We start from the raw sequence: 20,540 nt of genomic DNA on the forward strand, positions 1-20,540 counted from the left end.
AGGTGAAGCGATGACCAAGCGGATCGTGGTGTGGGGTACGGGCTTCGTCGGCAAGATGGTGATTCCCGAGATCGTCAAGCACCCCAACTTCGAGCTGGTGGGCGTCGGAGTCAGCAACCCCGACAAGGTCGGCCGCGACGTGGGTGAGATCTGCGGCGTCGATCCGGTGGGCATCGCCGCCACCGACGACGTCGACGCCCTGATCGCGTTGAAGCCGGACGCGTTGGTGCACTACGGCCCGACCGCTGCCCACGCGGACGACAACATTCGGCTGATGTCTCGGTTCCTTCGTGCGGGCATCGACGTCTGCTCGACGTCGATGACCCCGTTCGTGTGGCCCACCATGCACCTGAACCCGCCCAGCTGGATCGTCCCGATCACCGAGGCGTGCGAGCTGGGCGAGTCGTCGTGTTTCACCACCGGCATCGACCCCGGCTTCGCCAACGACCTGTTCCCGATGACATTGATGGGCCTGTGCTCGGAGGTCCGCAAGGTGCGCGCTTCGGAGCTCTTGGACTACACGAACTACGACGGCGACTACGACAACGAGATGGGGATCGGCAAGCCGCCGGAGTTCACGCCGCTGCTCGAGAACAGCGACATCCTGGTCTTCGCGTGGGGGGCGACGGTGCCGATGATCGCGCACGCCGCGGGCATCATGCTCGACGAGATCACCACGACCTGGGAGAAGTGGGTGACGCCGGTCGAACGCAAGACGGCCAAGGGCGTCATCACACCCGGCAACGTTGCTGCGGTCCGCTTCACCGTGAACGGCGTGTACAGGGGCGAGACCCGAATTCAGCTCGAGCACGTCAACAGGATCGGCCACGACGCCGCGCCCGACTGGCCGTCGGGCACCGAGGACGACGTGTACAGAGTAGATATCGAGGGAACTCCAAGTATCTTCCAAGAGACGGCTTTTCGATTCACCGACGGGTCCGGCCGAGATGCCGCCGCAGCAGGGTGTTTGGCCACTGGCCTGCGCGCATTGAACGCGGTGCCTGCCGTCAACGACCTGGCGCCGGGCTGGGTCACACCTCTCGACTTGCCATTGATTCCCGGAGCGGGAACGATTCGCTGAGTAACTGATCGGCCGCCGCCGGCGATTCACCTATCGAAGGGTTATGCGTCGGTGCGGCGCGCTGAATCTGGGATGGGGAGATGGCAAAGGCTGATCCGCAGGCCACAGGTCTGTCCATAGGAGCAACGCGGTTCGCGGGCGTGCAACTGGCGCGTACGCCGGTGGCGCGGCGAGCTGTGCTGACCCTCTTTCAGCACCGGGCGCCCGAGCTGGGCGTTCCGGGCGAGAACCCGCGCTTGACCGAAGCCGGTCTGGTGATGACGGGGTTCGTGGACAGGGTGGGCGATCCGGTCGGCATCGTGGCCGCTGACGGTACCGTCTACCGCGGTGAGCTGCTGGTCGCTGACGCGCTGCGCGAGCTGCTTCACACCGCGACCGGCGACCAGCCGCCAGCCAAACCCGCCGTGGTCACCTATCCGGCCCATTGGCGGGAAAGCGCCGTCGACGCGCTGCGCGCCGCGTTGCGGCAGCTGCCCGAATGGTCGCGGACAGGCGAACCGGTCACGTTGATCTCCGACGCCGCCGCGACGATCACCGCGCTGCAATCGGAAGCCGGCGTCCCTGCGCAGGGCGTCATCGCGCTGTGTGACTTCGGGGGATCCGGCACCAGCCTCACGCTGCTGGACGCGTCGCGCGGCTACGCGCCGCTGGCACCCACGGTTCGCCACGTTGACTTCTCGGGCGACCTCATCGACCAGGCCCTCCTCAGCCGCGTGGTTGCGGACCTGCCTGGCTTCGCTCCGGCCGAGGCGACCGGTACCTCGGCGCTGGGCTCGCTTCACCGGATGCGCGCACAGTGCCGGGTCGCCAAGGAGCGGTTGTCGGGGGCGACTGTGACGTCGTTGACCGCAGACCTTCCCGGCTTCCGCGGCGACGTCCGCCTGACCAGAGCCGATCTTGACGACGTGATTAGCCAACCGCTGGCCGACTTCGTCGCCGTTGTGCAAGAAACGTTGGACCGCAATGGGATTCACTCCGATGAGCTTGTCGCTGTGGCGTCCGCCGGCGGCGGCGCCCGCATCCCGCTGGTGACTACCACGCTGTCCGAGCACTTCCGCGTGCCCGTGATCACCATGCCCAGGCCCGAGCTGGCCGCCGCGACCGGGGCGGCCCTGCGCGTAGCACGGGGCCCTGCCGACAACAGGGCGACGGTGGCCGCGCCGGCCATCGTGGCCGCTCCCGCATTCGCCGACGCCGACGCGCGCTCGACGTCGTTCAAGGCGCTGGCCTGGTCAGAGGCGCACGACGTGCCGCCACTCGCCCCACTTGTGCCTGAGCCGGAAGTCGCGGTCGCCGAGGACGTGCCCGAGCAGGAGCCGACGGGTCTGTCCAGCGCGCGCCCGAAGATGGAGTTCGCGGCCGGCCGCAGTAAGCGATCCGTCGTCGAACGGCCGTGGTACCGGCGTGGCGCCACGCTGGCCGGGGTCGGCGCGACCGCGCTGTTGCTGCTGGCAGCCAGTGCGGTAGTCGCGTTCGGGAAGTCCGAGAAGACGGTGATGACGACGCCGCTGACCCCGCCGGCGAGCGCGCCGGCCAGCGGCGCCGAGGCGCCGGCCGCCGCCGCTGGGCCGGTTCAGGAAGCCGCTCCTCCGGCGGACCCGCCTGCCGCGGGGTTCCAGGCGCCGGTGGCTCAACAGCAGGCGCCAGCACCTCAGGCAGCACCTGCCGCGCCGCCAGCGGACGCTCCCGCCGCCGAGGCTCCGCCGCCCGCGGCCGCCGATCCGGCGCCCAGTTCGCAGGCACCTCCGCCCCCCGCCGAAACCACGACCGTGACGGCAGCGCCGGTCACCGAGACCGTCACGCAGCCCGCGCAGCCGCCCGCCTTCGCGGGGCCGCCTGCCTCACAGCCGCCTGCCTCGCAGCCGCCGGCGAGCCAGCCAGCCGCGCCGCCGTCACAGTCACCCGTCACGGTGACCATCCCGCGTATCCCGAAGATCCCAGGTCTGTCGAATCCCTCGCGCAATCACTAGCCGCACCGCAAGATAACGGCATGCGCAAGGGTGTCGTCATCGGCGTCACGTCGATACTGCTCGTCGTCTCGATCATTGGATTCGTCGTCTCGCTGGCGCTCAACGCGTTCGTGTTCGACAAGTACGACGCCTATGGCGAGGTGCCGATTCCGGGTTCTGGCACGGTGACACTGCCCGCAGGCGACGTGACGGTGAGTTTTCACACGCAGATCATCGGCAGCACCAGCGGCGGCGGCCTGCCCGTTCCATCGAATCTCGAGTTCGTGATCGTTCCGCCAGAAGGTGTTACAGATCCCTCAGTCAGCGACACCGTCGGTGGCACAACCACAGTCAACAACGACGCGCGCCGCCAGTTATGGACCGTGCACGTCGCCAAGGCAGGCGACTACGCAATCCGGACCAAAGGATCGGTTACCGCGTTCATCAGCCCCCGGCTGGCATTCGGGCACGACAGCTCCTACGGATTCCTCCCGTGGGTTTTCGGCGGCCTGGGCGCCGCAAGCCTGCTCGCCCTGTTGGCGACCATCTTCTTCTGGCGCACCTCGCGCCGGCCGTCGGCTCTCGGCGTCGGCACGACCTTCTCGGTCGGGCCGCCATTGCCGCCACCCGCGGCGGACCCCCATGTGCCGACCGATCAGGGAATCCGTCTTGAACAGCTGAAAACCCTTGCATCACTGCATGAATCAGGGGCACTCACGGACGAGGAGTTCGAGACGGAGAAGCGCAGAATCCTCGGCCAGTAGCTGTCCCGCTCCTCGCGTCCGCAGAAACTGTCCCGCTCCTCGCGTCCGCAGAAACTGTTTTTGCTCCTCGCGTCCGCAGAGACTCAGCGCGGCCAACTGCTCTTGTCCAACAGCATCATCGCCAGCGGAATGCGAATGCGTCTCGGATTGCCCGCCAGCCGTCGGTGAAGGCCCGACTCGAGGCGGGCGACGACATCCTCGGCGCGCGCACCGGTCGGCCCTGCCTCGAGGGCGGTCATCAGGGTGGGGAACACTGATTTCCGGGCGAATGCCGTCCATTGTTTTGCGAAAGTATCTGCGTTGCGGTGCTTTTGAAACCTGGTCCAGTACTGGTCGTCGGCGTCGACGATCTCGATATGCTCGACGGTCAGCCCCGCGAAGCGGTTCTTCGGCGCGAACGGCGCGGTGAGTTCGGTCTCGGTGCGACCGACAGACGGTATCGCCATGTTCAGCACCTCACTCGCGGTGACCACACTCTCGCGGACCATCACCCCCAGCTCCTCGGCAAGGGCCTCGAGAAGCGGCTGGTACCCAGCCTCGCCGTCGTCGCGCGCCATGGTCAGCACTACGAGCCGACCACCGGGAACCAGCTCGCGACTGCGGGCGGACAGGAACGAGATCCAATCGTCTGCGGCTTGGCGCGCAAAGGCTTTGATTGCCTCCTCGTTGCGGCTGCCCGCAATGTGCACGTGGTCCGGAATGACGGTGGGCACAGAACTGAGCCAATGCACGGCCCAGGAGCTCCAGCCGAGCGTGACGATATTGGTCGGTACCACTTGCTGATACACCGACTGTCCGATGACCGACGCGAACACGGCTGGGTCGTGACGCAGGTAGCTCTGCGGGTCGGCCTTCAGTGAACGGAACAGTCCTTCGTAGTCGTTTTCGGCGACCTCGGCGTGGAATACATATATCGCCCGGCCGGACTCGGCTCGATGGCGAACGATGGAGATCGCGGCGCCGATCGGCAGCAGCGAGTTGTGCCCGGCCGAGGCGCCGTAGTCGGCGATCACGATCGTGTTCGGAAACTGCGGGAGTTCCACGTCATGGGCTGCGCGCTGCAGCAGCTCTACGGCAGGCAGCGACGCCGGTTGCACTCGTGAGCTGCCTGTCCAGGTTCCCGTCGCCTCCAGCGGGGCGGGTCGGCCCGGGGCGTCGCCGGCCATGTCGTTCAGTGTCCTCGCGCCACCCACTCGTCGTAGTTCACCAGCTCGCCTTCGATCGTCGTGGTGTCGCCGTGACCGGTGTATACGACGGTGTCACCAGGCAATTGACCCAGCCGTTGGGAGATCGACGCGAGGATCGTCGGGAAGTCGGAGTACGACCGTCCCGTCGCCCCGGGTCCGCCCTGGAAAAGGGTGTCGCCGCTGAATACCGCGCCCAGTTCGGGTGCATGCCAGCATGTCGAGCCGGGTGAGTGGCCTGGGGTATGGATCGCCCGCAGTTCCGTTCCGCCGACGTTGAGCACTGCGCCGTTCTCCAGCGCGCGAAACTCCTTGTCGGGATGAGTCATTCGCCACAACATCTCGTCCGCCGGATGCATCAGCACTGGCGCGTCGAGTGTCTCGCCAAGCGCAGGCGCGACGGTTACGTGGTCGTTGTGACCGTGCGTGCACACGACAGCGACCACGTTGCGGCCGCGCACGGCTTCGACGATCGGGTCGGCGACATGGGCAGCGTCGAACACGACGACGTCATCGTCGTCGCCCACGAGCCAGATGTTGTTGTCGACTTCCCAACTGCCACCGTCGAGTTCGAAGGTTCCGTGCGTGACTACGCGATCGATGCCGGCCATCAGAGAATCACCACCGAGCGCAGTACCTCGCCGCGATGCATCCGGTGAAAGGCGTCTTCGATCTCGTCGATTCCGATCCGCTCGCTGACGAACTTCTCCAGTGGCAGGCGTCCCTGTAGGTAAAGGCTTACGAACGTGGGGAAGTCACGCTCGGGCAGACAGTCGCCGTACCACGACGACTTCAATGATCCGCCGCGGGAGAAGAAGTCGATCAATGGCATGTCGAGTCGCATGTCGGGCGTCGGCACCCCGACGAGCACGACGGTTCCGGCCAGATCCCGTGCGTAAAAGGCCTGTTTCCACGTTTCGGGCCGCCCGACCGCGTCGATCACCACGTCCGCCCCGAACCCGTCGGTGAGATCCTGAATGGCTTCGACGACGTCGGTGGTCTTGGCGTTGATCGTATCGGTGGCGCCGAAATCCTTGGCCCAGGCGAGCTTTGCGTCGTCGGTGTCGACGGCGATGATCCGCTTGGCACCCACGAGAGCCGCCCCCGCGATCGCCGCGTCGCCCACGCCGCCGCACCCGATCACAGCGACTGTGTCGTCGCGGCTGACGGCCCCGGTGTTGACCGCCGCGCCGAGGCCCGCCATCACGCCGCACCCGATCAGGCCGGCCACCGCCGGGTCGGCGGCCGAGTCGACCTTCGTGCACTGCCCCTCGTGCACCAACGTCTTCTCGATGAACGCGCCGATACCCAGCGCCGGCGTCAGCTCGGTGCCGTCGGTCAGCGTCATCTTCTGCTGCGCGTTGTGCGTGTCGAAGCAGTACCACGGCCGGCCCCGCCGGCACGCGCGGCACTGACCGCACACCGCGCGCCAGTTGAGTACCACGAAATCGCCCGGCTCGACGGATGTCACACCCGCCCCGACGGCCTCGACCGTGCCGGCTGCTTCGTGCCCCAGCAGGAACGGGAATTCGTCGTTGATACCGCCCTCGCGGTACGTCAGGTCGGTGTGACACACCCCGCAGGCGATGACGTCAACCACCACCTCACCCGGACCCGGATCGGGCACCACCACGTCGACCACTTCGACCGGCTCGCCCTTGGTTCGAGAAATGACGCCGCGCACTGTTTGGCTCATGCCGGTCAACTTACCGGCAGCGTCGGCGTAGGTTTTCATCCCATGACCGAGACCACAGAGGAGTTCGCCGCCCGCGTGGTGGGGACGATTGACAACGCGAGCCTGGCGATCTTGCTTTCCATCGGCCATCAAACCGGGTTGCTCGATGCGATGGCCCATCTGCCGCCGTCGACCAGTGCTCAGATCGCCGAGGCGGCCGGGCTCAACGAACGCTATGTGCGGGAATGGTTGGGCGGCATGACGTCCGGCCGTGTGGTGGAATACGAGCCGGTGGCTGCCCTGTACTCGTTGCCGCCGCAACGCGCCGCCCTGCTGACGCGAGCGGCCGGACCGGACAATCTTGCGCGGACCGCTCAGTTCATCCCTCTGCTCGGAGAGGTCGAGCAGAAGGTCATCGGCTGTTTCCGCGACGGCGGCGGGCTGTCCTACGCCGAATACCCCCGCTTTCATGCGCTGATGGCCGAAAACAGCGGCGAGGTGTTCGACGCGTCGTTGGTGGACACCATCCTGCCGTTCGCGTCCGGGTTGCCGGAACTGCTGCGAGCAGGCGCCGATGTTGCTGACTTCGGTTGCGGCAGTGGACATGCGGTGAATGTGATGGCGCGGGCTTTCCCGGCCAGCCGGTTCACCGGACTCGACTTCTCCGACGAGGGTCTGGCCGTCGGCGCCGCGGAAGCCAAGCGCCTCGGCCTGACGAACGCGACCTTCGAGCAGCGCGATCTCGCCAACATGGACATCACCGACGCCTACGACGTGATCACCGCGTTCGACGCCATCCATGATCAGGCTCAGCCGGATCGTGTGCTGCACAACATCTATCAGGCGTTACGGCCCGCCGGCGTCTTCCTGATGGTCGACATCAAGGCATCCAGCCAGCTGGAGGACAACATCGGCGTTCCGTTGGCGACGTACATCTACACCGTGTCCACGATGCACTGCATGAGCGTTTCGCTAGCGTTCGACGGTGCGGGACTGGGCACGGCGTGGGGCCGCCAACTCGCGTTGACGATGCTCGGTGACGCCGGCTTCACCCAGGTGGGGGTCGAGGAGGTCGACACCGACCCGATCAATTACTACTACGTCGCCACGAAGTGAGCGCTCTCGACGCGATCGCCGACTGGCCGGTGGACAACGCGGCGGCGGCGGTCGTCGGGCCGTCGGGCGTGCTGGCTTCCTTCGGCGACCAGGGCCGCCCATTCCCGCTGGCATCCGTGACGAAGCCGCTCGCGGCCCGCGCGGCGCACGTCGCCGTCGAAGAGGGCGTCTTCGAGTTGGACACCCCGGCAGGCCCGCCCGGGTCGACGATCCGCCACCTGCTGGCGCATGCGTCGGGGCTGGGGATGCATTCCGGCGATCGGATCAACGAGCCGGGCCATCGCCGCGTCTATTCCAACTACGGCTTTCAATTGATGGCCGAGGCGCTACGGGACGAGTCCGGCATCGCCTTCGACCGTTATCTGCACGACGCCGTATTCGCTCCGCTGGGCATGTCCGACTCGATGCTCGACGGTGGCGCGGCAGCATCGGGCTACGGCGGGGTGTCGACGGTCGCCGATCTGGTCCTGTTCGCCGGTGAGCTCCTGCGTCCGGAGCTGGTGGCGCCATCGACTCAGGAGGAGGCGACGACCGTGCAGTTTCCCGGCCTGGACGGCGTGCTGCCGGGGTTCGGGGTGCAGCGGCCCAACGATTGGGGGCTGGGGTTCGAGATCAGGGACGACAAGTCGCCGCACTGGACGGGCTCGAAGAACTCGCAGGCCACCTACGGTCACTTCGGGCAGAGTGGCACGTTCCTCTGGGTGGACCCGCACGTGGACCTGGCTCTCGTCGTGCTGACGGATCGCGACTTCGGGGACTGGGCGCGCGAGCGATGGCCAGGATTCTCAGACACGGTGCTGGCGGAATTTGCCGCAGACTAGCGCAACATGTGCCACACAGGGCACAATAGAAACGCACGAACCAAGCTTGCCGGTTTCGCCAGGTCGTTGGGGAAGACGTCCCTCGTGGAGCCGAAGGAGCTGAAGATGCGTGCGTCGAACCAGTTCGCCGACGCGACGACGGGTGTGGTCTATGTCCACGCCTCGCCGGCCGCGGTATGCCCGCATGTCGAGTGGGCGTTGCAGTCGACCCTGAATGCACACGCGAACCTCAAGTGGACCCCTCAGCCGGTCATGCCGGGCCAACTCCGCGCGGTCACGAACTGGATCGGTCCGGTCGGGACGGGTAGCCGGCTGGCGCACGCGTTGCGGTCCTGGCCGGTGTTGCGCTTCGAGGTCACCGAGGACCCGAGCGCCGGCGTCGACGGACAGCGGTTCTGCCATACCCCGCAGCTGGGGTTGTGGAGCGGGCCGATGAGCGCCAACGGCGACATCATGGTGGGGGAGATGCGGCTGCGCGCGCTGATGGCCTCAGGCGCCGACACGCTGCTGGCCGAGCTCGACTCGGTGCTCGGAACCGCGTGGGACGACGCGTTGGAGCCGTACCGCGATGGCGGTCACGGTGCCGAGGTGAGCTGGCTGAACAGGGGAGTGGGTTAGCCCGATAGGCAGTTGGGCTTCAGCCCTGAAAAGTGCACCGCGGGCATGCCGTCGACCGTCGCGAAGTCCGTTCCGACATCCCAGTTCGTGCCCGGCTTGATCCACGGCGGGGCCGCCTTTGGATACGCGATGGTCATGTCGGAGTAGAAGTTGACGTTTTGAGGGCATGCGGGGTCGGACGCGGGCATCGCGTTCCACGCATGCACGACGATCGGATTCGTCAGCTTGGCGCCCTGCGCGCAATTCGGCTGACACTCGACGGAAGTGTCGGTGCCCGTTCCCTTCGCGCCGTCGCTGTTCCACGACGTCCAGGTCATCGTGTCCATCACGCCGGTGCCGTCGCAGTTGTAGTCGAACCGGGCGGGCCGCGCCTGGGCCGGCTGATCCTGACTGACGACGCACTTGCCGATCGCGTAGGTGGTGGTCGCGGGCGGATCCGCGACGGCCGCCGCCGGCGTCACAGCCAGTGCGATCGCGGCGAGGGTCACGGGTAATGCCAGGGTGCGGACCACCCGGGGATGCTAGCAGCGCACCGTGATCGTCGATTTCTGCACTAGGGCTGTTGAATTTGTAGAACCACGACCCTGGTGCAGATTTCGGCGCGATTGTCCCGGCGCCAGCCGCTATCGCGCCGGAGCAAGAACCTTCAGCGCGCCGCTGACCGCGGACACCTCGACCGGCAGTGCGCGGGCAAACTCGCCGTCGGCGTAGGCGTTGATGCCCGGGCACTCGACCGTCACCGTCTTCGCGCGGTCGGTGGTCACGTCGTCGAGGTCGATGTGTGTGCCTTTGAAGATCGTCGGGAACAGCCGAATCAGCTTGATGCGTGACGCCGTATGCACCATCGTGATGTCGAGCTGCCCGTCGGTGTAGTCGGCCTTGGGGGTGATCAGCATTCCGCCGCCGTAGCTTCTGGTGTTGCCGAACGCGGCAAGCGTCAGGTCGGCGACGATTTCCCGCTCGCCGTCGAGCACGAGACGGAACGGCAGCAGCCGCAACTGCGAGAGCTCCGCGAGCATCGCGATGTTGTAGCGAATCCGTCCGTGCGGCCAGCGCATTCGGTTAGCGCGGTCCGTCACCAACGAGTCGAACCCTGCGGCCATCACCGTGCCGAACCACTTCTGGAAACCGTCGTCGGCGCGGATGACTCCGAGGTCGACCGTGTGAACCCAGCCGTCGGCGACGACGTCGGCTGCGGCTTCGGGACTGTCGGTGGGAAGCCGGTATTCGCGCGCATGGTCGTTGCCCGTGCCGGCCGGGATGATGCCGAGCGGAACGTCACTGCGCGCCAACGCTTGCAGTGCCATCGAGATGATGCCGTCGCCGCCAGTGATCACCAACGCATCGGTGCCTTTGGCCATCGTTTCGTCAATCAGACGACGGGCGTGCTCCGCGTCGCGGCCGACGATTTGAACAACGTCGACGCCTCGGCGCTGGAACTGCGCAACTGCTCGCTCCGCAGCGTGCGACGCATGGCCGTGCCCCGACGCGGGATTGGTCAGCAGCGTCACCCAGCCGATCTCGTGCCGGTTCATGACGGAATTAGCTTGCCCGGGTTCAGAATTCCCGCGGGATCGAGCGTGGCCTTGACCGCCTTGAGCACCTCGACGCCGAGGTCGCCGATCTCGTCGCGCATCCACGGCCGATGGTCGGCGCCGACGGCGTGGTGATGCGTGATCGTCGCGCCCGTCCGGACCATGGCATCGGTCGCAGCGGTCTTCGCTGCCAGCCACTGTTCGATCACGTTGCCACGCTGGCCGGCGACGACCGTGAAATACAGCGACGCGCCCGTGGGGTACACGTGCGAGATATGGCACAGCACGAGCGCGGGTGTTCCCGATTCCGCGAGCGACGTGGTAAGCGCCTGTGTGACAGCAGCTTTCAATGCAGGGATGTTCGACCACGTGGTGGCCGTCTCCAACGTCTCGCATAATGCGCCTGCTGACAGCAGCGAGTCACGCAGATAGGGCGCACTGAACCGGCCGTGTTCCCACGCGCGCGCCGGACCCTCGCCAAGTGACGTGCCTCCATGGGCCCGCATCACCGCGCTGGTCTCTGTGCTCCTGCTCTCCACGTGGTCGGGGGTGCCCTCGAACGCGGTAATCGCCAGGCAGCCGCCGGTAATGCGGTCCTCGCCGATGCTGTCGGCGGTGGCGAGGTTGACCCCGGTCTCGGCCTCGTCGGAGAGCCGGATGACGGTGGGCCCGGCGCCGGTCTGCACGACGGCGCGCAACGCGGCTGCGCCGCTGTCGAAGTCGGGGAACGACCACGCCTCGTAACGCGTGCACTCCGGTACCCGGTGCACCCGCAGACGTACCCGCGTGATCACGCCGAACACGCCCTCGGAGCCGATGATCAGGTGCCGCAGGTCAGGCCCGGCCGCCGATTCGGGCGCTCGGCCGAAGTCCACCACACCCGCGGGAGTGACCGCGCGGATGCCGCGGATCATGTCGCTGAACCGTCCGTAGCCCGCTGAATCCTGGCCCGACGACCGAGTCGCGGCGAATCCGCCGATCGTGGCGAACTCGAAGCTCTGCGGGAAGTGCCCGAGCGAGAACCCGTGCTCGCCAAGCAGGCGTTCCGCATCCGGACCTGTGACGCCCGCGCCGAGTGTCGCTTCCCCCGACACCTCGTCGAGTGCGTGCAGCTCGTCGAGGCGGCGAAGGTCCAACGTGATCGCGGCGTCGAATCCGTTGCGCAGCGGGTCCAGCCCGCCCACCACGCTGGTGCCGCCGCCGAAGGGCACGACCGCGATGCGCTGCGCAGAGCAATGGCACAGAATCGCACTGATCTCGTCCTCGTCCGCCGGGACCACGACCGCGTCGGGCGCGTCCTGCTCAATGTCCTTGCGCCGCAGCAGGTCCAGTGTTGACTTGCCGCCCGCATGCAGCAGCCGGGCCTCGTCGTCGACGAGGAGGAACTCGTCGCCGACGATCGCCGAAAGCGCGTCGCGGTCTGCGGCCGTCAACGCCGACGGACGTACGTGCACCTCGTCGATCTCCGGTGCGGCAATCTCCGTGTCCGACACTGAAAGCGCCTGCTCGAGCAGCGAGCGGATTCCGTCGGACAACGGCTTCGCAGCGGCCGGGTCACCCCAGCCGTTCCATCTCATCGGGGGCAGGAGTGCGGAGTTCGTCGACATGCGTTACAGTATTACACATGCTGTCAACCAGTAACGACATCCACCTAGACATCGGGGAGCGCATCCTCGATGCCGCGGCGAGCTGTGTCACTGCCTACGGCGTCGACCGGGTGACTCTCGCCGAGATCGCTCGCCGCGCTGGCGTCAGCCGCCCTACGGTGTATCGGCGCTGGACCGATACCCGGGGGATCTTGGCCGCATTGCTCACCCGGCGCGTTGTCGGAGCGTGGCGAGACCTGCCGGTGCGGGGCGTGGGCCGGGAAGCGCTGGTGGACAGGATCGTCGCGGCGGCCGGCCGGCTACGCCGCGACGAGCTGATCATGTCCGTGTTGCATTCGTCGCCGGAAATGGCGATGGTCTACGTGACCGAACGGCTCGGCACCAGCCAGCAGCTGCTGATCGATGCCGCGGCCGCGGAAATCGAAGCGGCACAACGACACGGGAGCGTGCGCGAGGGCGACCCGCGTCAGCTTGCCGCGATGGTGCTGTTGATCACCCAGTCGACCATCCAGTCCGCCCAGATCGTGCGCTCGATCCTCCACGAGGACGCATTAGCGCGCGAACTGACCCACTCGCTGAACGGATACCTTCGCCATGGCTAACCCCGCAGCGCTCAACGCTGCCCGCCGCGCCGCCGACATCTCTGCACTCGCTGACGGCCCGACCGTCGACGTCCTTGTGATCGGTGGCGGCATCACCGGAACCGGAATCGCGCTGGATGCCGCCGCCCGCGGCATGACCGTCACGCTGGTGGAAAAGCACGATCTCGCGTTCGGCACCAGCCGCTGGAGCAGCAAGCTGGTGCACGGCGGCCTCCGCTATCTCGCGACAGGCAATATCGGCATCGCGCGGCGCAGCGCGGCTGAGCGCGGAATCATCATGACGCGCAACGCTCCTCATTTGGCGCACGCGATGCCGCAGCTGGTGCCGCTACTGCCGGCGATGAGCCGGGCCAATCGGGCGTTGGTGCGCGCCGGGTTCGTCGCAGGCGACGCGCTGCGGCGGATGGCTGGCACGCCCGGATCCGTGTTGCCGCGCTCACGCTGCGTCGACGCGAAGCGCACGGCCCAACTGGTGCCCGGGGTTCGCCGCGACGGGCTGGACGGCGGACTGCTCGCCTATGACGGCCAACTCGTCGACGATGCACGGTTGGTGGTGGGCGTCGCCCGCACCGCCGCCCAGCATGGCGCCCGGATCCTCACCTACGTCGAGGCGTCCGACGTCACCGGGGAGTCGGTCCGGCTGACCGACCTGCGCTCCGGTGAGTCGTTCGAGGTCAACGTGCACGCCGTGATCAACGCGACCGGAGTGTGGGCCGGGGACATCGATACCTCGATCAGGTTGCGGCCCAGCCGCGGAACGCATCTGGTGTTCGATGCCGCAGCGTTCGGCAATCCGACCGCTGCGCTGACGATCCCGATCCCGGGCGAGATCAACCGTTTCGTCTTCGCGATGCCGGAGCAGCTGGGCCGGGTGTACCTCGGATTGACTGACGAGGATGCCCCGGGCCCGATTCCCGATGTGCCACAACCAACTTCAGATGAAGTCGGCTTCCTGCTCGACACGGTGAACACGGCGCTGGAGGTCGGCCTTGAGCCCAAGGATGTGATCGGCGCGTACGCGGGGCTGCGGCCGTTGGTGGATACAGGGGAGGGCCGGACCGCCGACATTTCCCGCGACCACGCGATCATCGAGTCTGACGCAGGGGTGATCAGTATCATCGGCGGCAAGCTCACCGAGTACCGGCACATGGCCGAAGACGTGCTGGATCGCGTGATCGAGTCTCGCGGATTGATCGCTGGGCCGTGCCGAACCCGCAACCTACCGTTGATCGGCGCACCCGCGAATCCTGGCTCTGCTGTGCATGTTTCGGGCCGGTTGCCCACATCACTCGTTGATCGTTATGGCGCCGAGGCACCGAACGTCATCGCAGAGGCCACGTGCGAGCGCCCGTCGGAGCAGGTGGCCGACGGAATCGACGTCACCCGAGCCGAATTCGAGTATGCGATCAGCCACGAAGGTGCCCTGGACATCGACGACATCCTCGACCGCAGGACCCGGATCGGCCTCGTCCAGAAGGACCGCGACCGTGTGGTCACGGTGGCGGAGGAACTCCTCGCCGCGGCGATATAGAACCTACGGGCTGGAGAAGTACTGCGTGGGCCACGCCGGCGGGCTCATCGGTTGGCTCGACTGTCCTCTGGTCATTCCGTCCTCGTGGAGGATGACGTCGATGTCGTTGGCAATCGCGTGGATCAGGTCCGGTCGGGTCCGGAGTGCGAGCAGCTGCTCCCGGGCCACGGCGACGATGCTCGGCGCCTCCGCGTCGCGCAACGCGTCGCGCAACTCGGCGAAGATCTCCGCCTGGGCGGCCGCCCCCAGTTCCGCCGGGTTGTGAATCTGTGGTCCAGCGGTCTTGAGGAACTCGTAGGGCAATCCCGGCGGTTCTGGCAGCGGATCGGGGAGACCGCCTCGCTTCGCCGCGCCCTCAAGCAGTGCACCCATCAGCATGAACGCCGCTGTCGGAGTGGGCATGCGGTACTCGATTGCCGGTGTGCCCAGGACGGATTCGACCGAATAGCTGACCACGTCGCCGAGCTGCACGGCCACGATCGGTACATCGAGCGCTTTGGCGTACTTGAACTGAATCCGGCACAGCTCGGAGGCAAGCGAACGTTCGGACACTGCCAGGATGAAGACCTCGGCTTTGCGGATGTGAGCGAGGATCGCGCTCCACCATTCGTCGCCGCCACCCAGTTCCTGGTCCAGCCACGGGCGCACGGTCGCACGGCCCAGGTCGGTCACCAGCGCTCTGACGGCGGCGTCGTCGTGGCGCGAATAGCTGACGAACACCTTCATCGACGTCGACACCGCTTCGCGAGCTACAGCGGGATGTTCTTGTGCCTGCCGCGCCGCGGCGGAGCCTCGGCCAGCGCCTGCGTCAGCGCGCTGCGCGTATGCGCGGGGTCGATTTTCGCGTCAACCACGCCGATCTCGATCGCCGCGTCCACGCCGCCGGCGATCCGCTCGTGCTCGGCCGCCAACTCCTCGTGCAGCGCCTCGCGCTCGTCCTCCGGCGCGGCGGCCAGCTTCTTCTTGTGAAGAATCCCGACCGCGGCTTTCGCACCCATCACCGCCACCTCGGCGTCCGGCCACGCGAACACCTTCGTGGCGCCCAACGACCGTGAGTTCATCGCGATGTACGCACCGCCGTAGATCTTGCGGGTTACCAGAGTGACACGCGGCACCGAGCATTCCCCGAACGCGTGCAGCAGCTTGGCGCCGCGGCGAACCACGCCGCCCCACTCCTGGTCCACGCCCGGCAGGTACCCCGGCACGTCGACGATGTTCACCAGCGGAATGCCGAACGCGTCGCACAGCCGCACGAAACGCGCTGCCTTCTCCGCACTTTCGGAGTTCAGGCAGCCGCCCAGCCGCAGCGGGTTGTTGGCCAGCACGCCGACTGTGCGACCCGACAACCGGCCGAGCCCAATCACCATCGACGGCGCCCACTTGGCCTGAAATTCGTCGAACGGCGAATCGTCATCTAGCAGCGCCTCGACCAGCGGATGCACGTCGTAGGCGCGCCGCGCCGACTCGGGCAGCAGCGCGTGCAGGTCGGTGTCGCCGGCCTCGGCCTTGCTGCGGTCGAAATGGCCTTGCTGGCAGAACAATCCGACTAGACGGCGGCCCCGCTCATACGCATCGAGTTCGTTGTCGGCGACGATGTGGCACACGCCCGACTTCTTGTGATGCGTCTCGGGCCCACCCAGCGAGGCCATGTCGACGTCCTCGCCGGTGACACTGCGCACCACATCGGGTCCCGTGACGAACACCCGGCTGTCGGGGGCCATCACGATCACGTCGGTCAGGGCGGGCCCATAGGCGGCCCCGCCGGCGGCGAAGCCCACGACCACTGAGATCTGCGGGATGTACCCCGACGCCCGGATCATCGCTTCGAACACCAAACCCACGGCGTGCAAAGCCTTTACGCCCTCGGCCAGTCGGGCGCCGCCCGAATGCCATATGCCGACGATCGGGCTCTGTTCCTCGATCGCGAGGTCGTAGGCGTTGACGATGTGCCGACAGCCCTCGAGTCCCATCGCGCCGCCCATGACGGTGCCGTCGGTGCAGAACGCAATCGTCCGCATACCGTTGACCGTGCCGGACGCGGCGAGCACGCCCGAGCGGTCCCGCTCATGGAGCAGCTCGACGGTGTCGTCGTCGAAGAAGTTGGATAGGCGCAGCAAGGGGTCTCGCGGGTCGAGCGTTTCCCCAACCGTGTCGGGGGCCATGATCGTCATCGGTGTCTCCTAGTCAGTACTTCCCGAAGGCGAGAGCGACATTGTGCCCGCCGAATCCGAATGAGTTGTTGATCCCGTACTTGTAATTGCCCGGCCGCGCGCCGCCTGCGACGACGTCGAGGTCGACCTCAGGGTCCTGGTTCTTGAGGTTCAGCGTCGGCGGGATGATTCCGTCACGCAGGGCCAGCACCGTCAGGATCGACTCGACGGCCCCGACCGCGCCGACCGAGTGGCCGAGCGCTGACTTCGGCGCGTACACCGCGGCGTCGTGGCGGCCGAGGGCGTTGCGGATCGCCTTCGCCTCGGCGACGTCACCGACTGAAGTGCCCGTGGCATGAGCGTTGACGTGGTCGATGTCCGTGGGCGAGAGGCCCGCGAGCTCGATGGCCCGTGTCATGGCATACCCGGCCTGCTCACCGTTGGGATCCGGCGCCACGATGTGGAAGCCATCGGAGGTGATCGCCGCTCCCATCAGACGGGCGAGGATGTTGGCGCCGCGTGCCTTCGCGTGCTCCTCGGTCTCTATCAGCATCAGCGCACCCGCCTCGCCGAAGACAAACCCGTTGCGGTCCTTGTCGAAGGGGCGGCAGGCACCCGCTGGATCGTCGTTGGACGTCGACAACACGATGCGCATCGACGCGAACCCGGCGATCGGAACCGCCTCGATCCGCTGCTCGACGCCTCCGCAGATCGCGACGTCCGCCTCGCCGAGCACGATGTTGCGCCACGCCTGCGCGATACCCTCGGAGCCCGAAGCACATGCCGACACGGGCGTGTTCACGCCGGCCTTGGCGTTGCGTTCCAAACCGACAGTGGCGGCCGGCGAGTTGGGCATGTACTTCTGCACCGCCAGCGGCGAGACCGCCTTCATGCCCTTGGTACGCAGGTCGTCGTACGCGTAGACGAGTTCCTCGGCCGAGCCCAATCCGGTGCCGATCGACACCATCAATCGTTTGGTGTCGACCTTCGGGTCGCCGGCGCTCGTCCAGAGCCGCCTGCTCAGCACCGTGGCCATCTTTTGCATGTACGCGAGCCGCCGAAGCTCCACGCGCGTCAGCTCGGAGTCGAAATCCTCCAGCAGATGGCCGCCGATCCGCACGGGCAGGTCGTACTGCTCGACGAACGGATCGTCGAGCTTGCGAATGCCGCTCTGCCCGTCGAGCAGCTTCTTCCAGGTGCCGTCGGCGTCGGTTGCCAGAGCAGTCGTCATCGCAACCCCGGTGACGACCACATTCGGGAAGCCATTCCCCGTAGACAGCCGTGTCATGATTGCTCCGAAATTCCTTCCGCGGGTTCAGCTTTCAAAAGCCGTCTGTGCCTCAGTATTTCCCGAACGCGAGCGCGACATTGTGCCCGCCGAACCCGAACGAGTTGTTGATGGCGTACTTGTAGTCGCCGTACCGTGGCTCGCCGGCAACGACGTCGAGGTCGATCTCCGGATCGGGGGTCTCGTAGTTCAATGTCGGCGGAATGACGCCGTCACGCAGCGAGAGCACAGTGAGCACCGACTCGAGCGCTCCCACCGCGCCGATGGAGTGGCCGAGCGCCGACTTCGGCGCATAGACCGGGGCATGCTCCACACCGGCCACGCGGATGGCGTTGGCCTCCGCGGTGTCACCGATCGGAGTGGCCGTCGCGTGCGCGTTGACGTGGTCGATGTCCTTGGGGGACAAGCCCGCCGTCTCCATCGCCCGCTTCATCGCGTGTCCGGCGCGTTGGCCGTCGGCCGCGGGCGCGACCATGTGGAACGCGTCCGACGTGATGCCCGCACCCATGAGCCGGGCCAGGATCGTCGCGCCGCGGGCCTTGGCGTGCTCCTCGGTCTCGATGGTCATCAGCGCACCGGCCTCGCCGAACACGAAGCCGTCGCGGTCCTTGTCGAAGGGCCGCGAAGCGCTCTCCGGATCGTCGTTGCGGGTGGACATCGCGCGCATCATCGAGAACGCCGCGATCGGCAGCGCCTCGATCATGCCCTCGACGCCACCACAGACGGCGATCTCAGCATCGCCCATGACGAGCTGGCGCCACGCGTGGGCGATGGCCTCCGAGCCCGACGCGCACGCCGACACCGGCGTGATGACCCCGGCCCGCGCGCCGAGCTGGAGCCCGACGACAGCGGCAGCACCGTTCGGCATGACCATCTGAACGGCCAACGGCGACACCTTGCGGGGGCCACCCTCGTTCATGGCGTCGTACATCTCGACGATCTTCTCGCCGCCACCTAAACCGGTGCCGATAACCACTGAGAACCGGTCTGGGTCGACCTCGGGCGTACCCGCGGCCTCCCATATCCGGCCACCCAGCAGCTTGGCCATCCGCTGCACGTAGGACATGCGCCGCATGTCCAGCCGAGTCATCTGGTCGTCGACCGCCTCAGCGAGGTGCCCGCCGATCTTGGCGTTCAGATCCCATTTCTCGACAAAGTCATCCTCGAGGACACGGATGCCGCTCTCGCCGGCCAGCAGACCCTTCCACGTGCTCTCGATGTCGCCGGCGATCGACGTCGTCGCCGTGACGGCGGTTACCACAACGCTGGGGAAACCGCCGTTAGCAGTGGAGGGTTTGGTCATGTGCGGTCAGCTTCGATCTTCGACCGGATGGCCTCGGCAGCCTCCGGGTTCTCTTCCTCGAGCTTCTGGATGTAGGCGACCACGTCACCCACGGTGCGCAGGCCTGCAAGATCCTCGTCGGGAATCTTCACGCCGTACTTGTCCTCGGTCTGGACCGCAATCTCCACCATCGACAGCGAGTCGATGTCGAGGTCGTCGACGAACGACTTCTCGGGGGTGACCTCCGACGGTTCGATACCGGTCACCTCTTCGATGATCTCGGCGATACCGGCGATGATTTCTTCTTGCGAGGTGGACACTCTGGCTCCTTCTTAGTGATGGTGTTACTTAGGTACTGCGGTTATCGGCGCGGACTACAACTCTGTAAGTCCGTCCAGGTCAGCCGGCGATTTGACGGCATGCGTCGGGATGCCCCGAAGTTCTCGTTTGGCGATGCCGACGAGCGTTCCCGCGGGCGGGAACTCGACGATCGCCGTGACACCGCGCGCACGAAGCGTGTCGGTGCACAGGTCCCAGCGCACGGGCCGCGTCAGCTGGGCCACCAGCTTGGTCATCGCGTCGGACGCCGAGGTTACTGGTTGTCCGTCGGCGTTGGACACCACGACCGCGCTCGGCTCACTGGTCGCGACGGCGGCGGCAGTGGCCGCGTACCCGTCCAGTGCGGACGCCATGAAGGCGGTGTGGAAGGCCCCGGCAGTGGCGAGCTGACGTACTCGTGCCTTGGCAGGAGGGTTCTCGGCCAGCTTCTCCAGCGCCTCGATGCGACCCGCCGCGACGATTTGACCGGCCGCGTTGCGGTTGGCTGGTACCAGCTCGAGGTCTTCGAGATGCGCCAGCACCTCGGCTTCATCGCCGCCGAGCACCGCCGACATGCCGGTCGGCTCCAGCGCGCACGCCTTGGCCATCTCTGCGCCGCGGGTGGCGGCGAGCGCGACGGCGTCGTCGGCGGAGAGGATCCCGCCGATCGCGTAGGCCGCGATCTCACCGACCGAATGGCCTGCGGCGATGATGTCGGCGGTGGCCAGCAGGCCGCGCCGCGTCAGCTCCTGATGGGCCAGGAGCGTCGCGGCCACCACAAGGGGCTGGGTCACCGCGGTGTCGGTGATCTCGTCCGCCGATGCGGTGGTGCCCAGGCGAACCAGATCCAGGCCGGCGACCTCGGACCATGCGGCAAGCTGCTCGGACGCCCCGGGCAGCTCGAGCCATGGGGCGAGCATGCCGGGGGTCTGCGAACCCTGTCCGGGAGCGAGCAGCGCGATCACATCTCTAAGAAAACACTGTGAGAACGGGTTTACGCGGTGTAAGAGATTATGAAC

Annotated in this window: 20 protein-coding genes; 8 read left to right on the plus strand and 12 right to left on the minus strand. The window is 66.9% G+C overall.

Annotated features, from left to right (window positions below):
- Positions 1-10 precede the first annotated feature (10 nt).
- From QOH60_RS23045 to QOH60_RS23055, 3 genes are all read left to right on the plus strand, one after another.
- The gene (locus QOH60_RS23045; protein WP_526424193.1) at positions 11-1,081 is read left to right on the plus strand and encodes an NAD(P)H-dependent amine dehydrogenase family protein; all 1,071 of its coding nucleotides are present in this window, start codon (positions 11-13) and stop codon (positions 1,079-1,081) included.
- A gap of 80 nt (positions 1,082-1,161) precedes the next feature.
- On the plus strand, positions 1,162-3,051 hold the full coding sequence (locus QOH60_RS23050; RefSeq protein WP_526424194.1) for an Hsp70 family protein: 1,890 nt from the start codon (positions 1,162-1,164) through the stop codon (positions 3,049-3,051).
- A 20-nt stretch (positions 3,052-3,071) separates the two neighbouring features.
- Positions 3,072-3,794 (plus strand): SHOCT domain-containing protein, encoded by a 723-nt coding sequence (locus QOH60_RS23055; RefSeq protein WP_526424195.1) that lies wholly within the window; start codon positions 3,072-3,074, stop codon positions 3,792-3,794.
- Positions 3,795-3,877: 83 nt separating this feature from the next.
- Here QOH60_RS23055 and QOH60_RS23060 read toward each other — a convergent pair whose 3' ends face one another.
- From QOH60_RS23060 to QOH60_RS23070, 3 genes are read right to left on the minus strand one after another with little or no spacing between them, the layout of a single operon-like run.
- Positions 3,878-4,960, minus strand: coding sequence for a class I SAM-dependent methyltransferase (locus QOH60_RS23060; protein ID WP_526424196.1), 1,083 nt, complete (start codon positions 4,958-4,960; stop codon positions 3,878-3,880).
- 5 nt (positions 4,961-4,965) lie between these two features.
- Positions 4,966-5,589 carry an MBL fold metallo-hydrolase gene (locus QOH60_RS23065; RefSeq protein ID WP_526424197.1) on the minus strand — a complete coding sequence of 208 codons (624 nt, stop codon included), beginning with the start codon at positions 5,587-5,589 and terminating at the stop codon, positions 4,966-4,968.
- Complete coding sequence (locus tag QOH60_RS23070) at positions 5,589-6,674, minus strand: S-(hydroxymethyl)mycothiol dehydrogenase (protein WP_526424198.1); 1,086 nt, start codon at positions 6,672-6,674, stop codon at positions 5,589-5,591. Before QOH60_RS23070 ends, QOH60_RS23065 begins: the two co-directional genes overlap by 1 nt.
- A gap of 42 nt (positions 6,675-6,716) precedes the next feature.
- Between QOH60_RS23070 and QOH60_RS23075 the strand changes: the two genes are divergently transcribed.
- The 3 genes from QOH60_RS23075 to QOH60_RS23085 all read left to right on the plus strand — a co-directional run bounded on the left by QOH60_RS23075 (position 6,717) and on the right by QOH60_RS23085 (position 9,208).
- On the plus strand, positions 6,717-7,769 hold the full coding sequence (locus QOH60_RS23075; protein ID WP_526424199.1) for a class I SAM-dependent methyltransferase: 1,053 nt from the start codon (positions 6,717-6,719) through the stop codon (positions 7,767-7,769).
- A complete protein-coding gene (locus QOH60_RS23080; RefSeq protein WP_526424200.1) occupies positions 7,766-8,590 on the plus strand; it encodes a serine hydrolase domain-containing protein in 825 nt (274 codons plus the stop codon). The genes QOH60_RS23075 and QOH60_RS23080 overlap by 4 nt, the downstream gene beginning before the upstream one ends.
- Positions 8,591-8,695: 105 nt before the next feature.
- On the plus strand, positions 8,696-9,208 hold the full coding sequence (locus QOH60_RS23085; protein WP_526424201.1) for a DUF3145 family protein: 513 nt from the start codon (positions 8,696-8,698) through the stop codon (positions 9,206-9,208).
- Here the strand turns inward: QOH60_RS23085 and QOH60_RS23090 are convergent.
- The 3 genes from QOH60_RS23090 to QOH60_RS23100 form a co-directional block, all read right to left on the minus strand.
- Positions 9,205-9,720, minus strand: coding sequence for a hypothetical protein (locus QOH60_RS23090; RefSeq protein WP_526424202.1), 516 nt, complete (start codon positions 9,718-9,720; stop codon positions 9,205-9,207). The two genes, QOH60_RS23085 and QOH60_RS23090, sit on opposite strands and share 4 nt — an antisense overlap.
- 111 nt (positions 9,721-9,831) lie before the next feature.
- Entirely contained in the window at positions 9,832-10,743 is a 912-nt protein-coding gene (locus QOH60_RS23095) for a diacylglycerol kinase (RefSeq protein WP_526424203.1), read from the minus strand.
- Positions 10,740-12,320: an FAD-binding oxidoreductase gene (locus QOH60_RS23100; protein ID WP_526424220.1), complete on the minus strand. Its 1,581-nt coding sequence runs from the start codon at positions 12,318-12,320 to the stop codon at positions 10,740-10,742. Before QOH60_RS23100 ends, QOH60_RS23095 begins: the two co-directional genes overlap by 4 nt.
- A 47-nt stretch (positions 12,321-12,367) precedes the next feature.
- Here QOH60_RS23100 and QOH60_RS23105 point away from each other — a divergent pair, with 47 nt between their 5' ends.
- Together QOH60_RS23105 and QOH60_RS23110 are read left to right on the plus strand one after the other, a co-directional pair.
- Positions 12,368-12,952: a TetR/AcrR family transcriptional regulator gene (locus QOH60_RS23105; RefSeq protein WP_526424204.1), complete on the plus strand. Its 585-nt coding sequence runs from the start codon at positions 12,368-12,370 to the stop codon at positions 12,950-12,952.
- Positions 12,945-14,483 (plus strand): glycerol-3-phosphate dehydrogenase/oxidase, encoded by a 1,539-nt coding sequence (locus tag QOH60_RS23110; protein WP_526424205.1) that lies wholly within the window; start codon positions 12,945-12,947, stop codon positions 14,481-14,483. The genes QOH60_RS23105 and QOH60_RS23110 overlap by 8 nt, the downstream gene beginning before the upstream one ends.
- A gap of 3 nt (positions 14,484-14,486) precedes the next feature.
- On the opposite strand, the gene QOH60_RS23115 is transcribed toward QOH60_RS23110, so the two are convergent.
- Genes QOH60_RS23115 through QOH60_RS23140 form a run of 6 tightly spaced genes read right to left on the minus strand, consistent with a single transcriptional unit; the run spans position 14,487 to position 20,486 of the window.
- The gene (locus QOH60_RS23115; protein ID WP_526424206.1) at positions 14,487-15,209 is read right to left on the minus strand and encodes a TIR domain-containing protein; all 723 of its coding nucleotides are present in this window, start codon (positions 15,207-15,209) and stop codon (positions 14,487-14,489) included.
- A gap of 23 nt (positions 15,210-15,232) precedes the next feature.
- Positions 15,233-16,654, minus strand: a complete 1,422-nt coding sequence (locus tag QOH60_RS23120) for an acyl-CoA carboxylase subunit beta (protein ID WP_526424207.1) — start codon at positions 16,652-16,654, stop codon at positions 15,233-15,235.
- Between the two features lie 13 nt (positions 16,655-16,667).
- On the minus strand, positions 16,668-17,921 hold the full coding sequence (kasB, locus tag QOH60_RS23125; protein WP_526424208.1) for a 3-oxoacyl-ACP synthase KasB: 1,254 nt from the start codon (positions 17,919-17,921) through the stop codon (positions 16,668-16,670).
- Positions 17,922-17,973: 52 nt separating this feature from the next.
- Complete coding sequence (gene kasA, locus QOH60_RS23130; RefSeq protein ID WP_526424209.1) at positions 17,974-19,224, minus strand: 3-oxoacyl-ACP synthase KasA; 1,251 nt, start codon at positions 19,222-19,224, stop codon at positions 17,974-17,976.
- Positions 19,221-19,523: a meromycolate extension acyl carrier protein AcpM gene (gene acpM / locus QOH60_RS23135; protein ID WP_526424210.1), complete on the minus strand. Its 303-nt coding sequence runs from the start codon at positions 19,521-19,523 to the stop codon at positions 19,221-19,223. The genes kasA and acpM overlap by 4 nt, the downstream gene beginning before the upstream one ends.
- A gap of 54 nt (positions 19,524-19,577) precedes the next feature.
- A complete protein-coding gene (locus QOH60_RS23140; protein WP_526424211.1) occupies positions 19,578-20,486 on the minus strand; it encodes an ACP S-malonyltransferase in 909 nt (302 codons plus the stop codon).
- Positions 20,487-20,540: the final 54 nt, after the last annotated feature.

Source organism: Mycobacterium sp., from assembly GCF_032159765.1.
Classification (GTDB): Bacteria; Actinomycetota; Actinomycetes; order Mycobacteriales; family Mycobacteriaceae; genus Mycobacterium.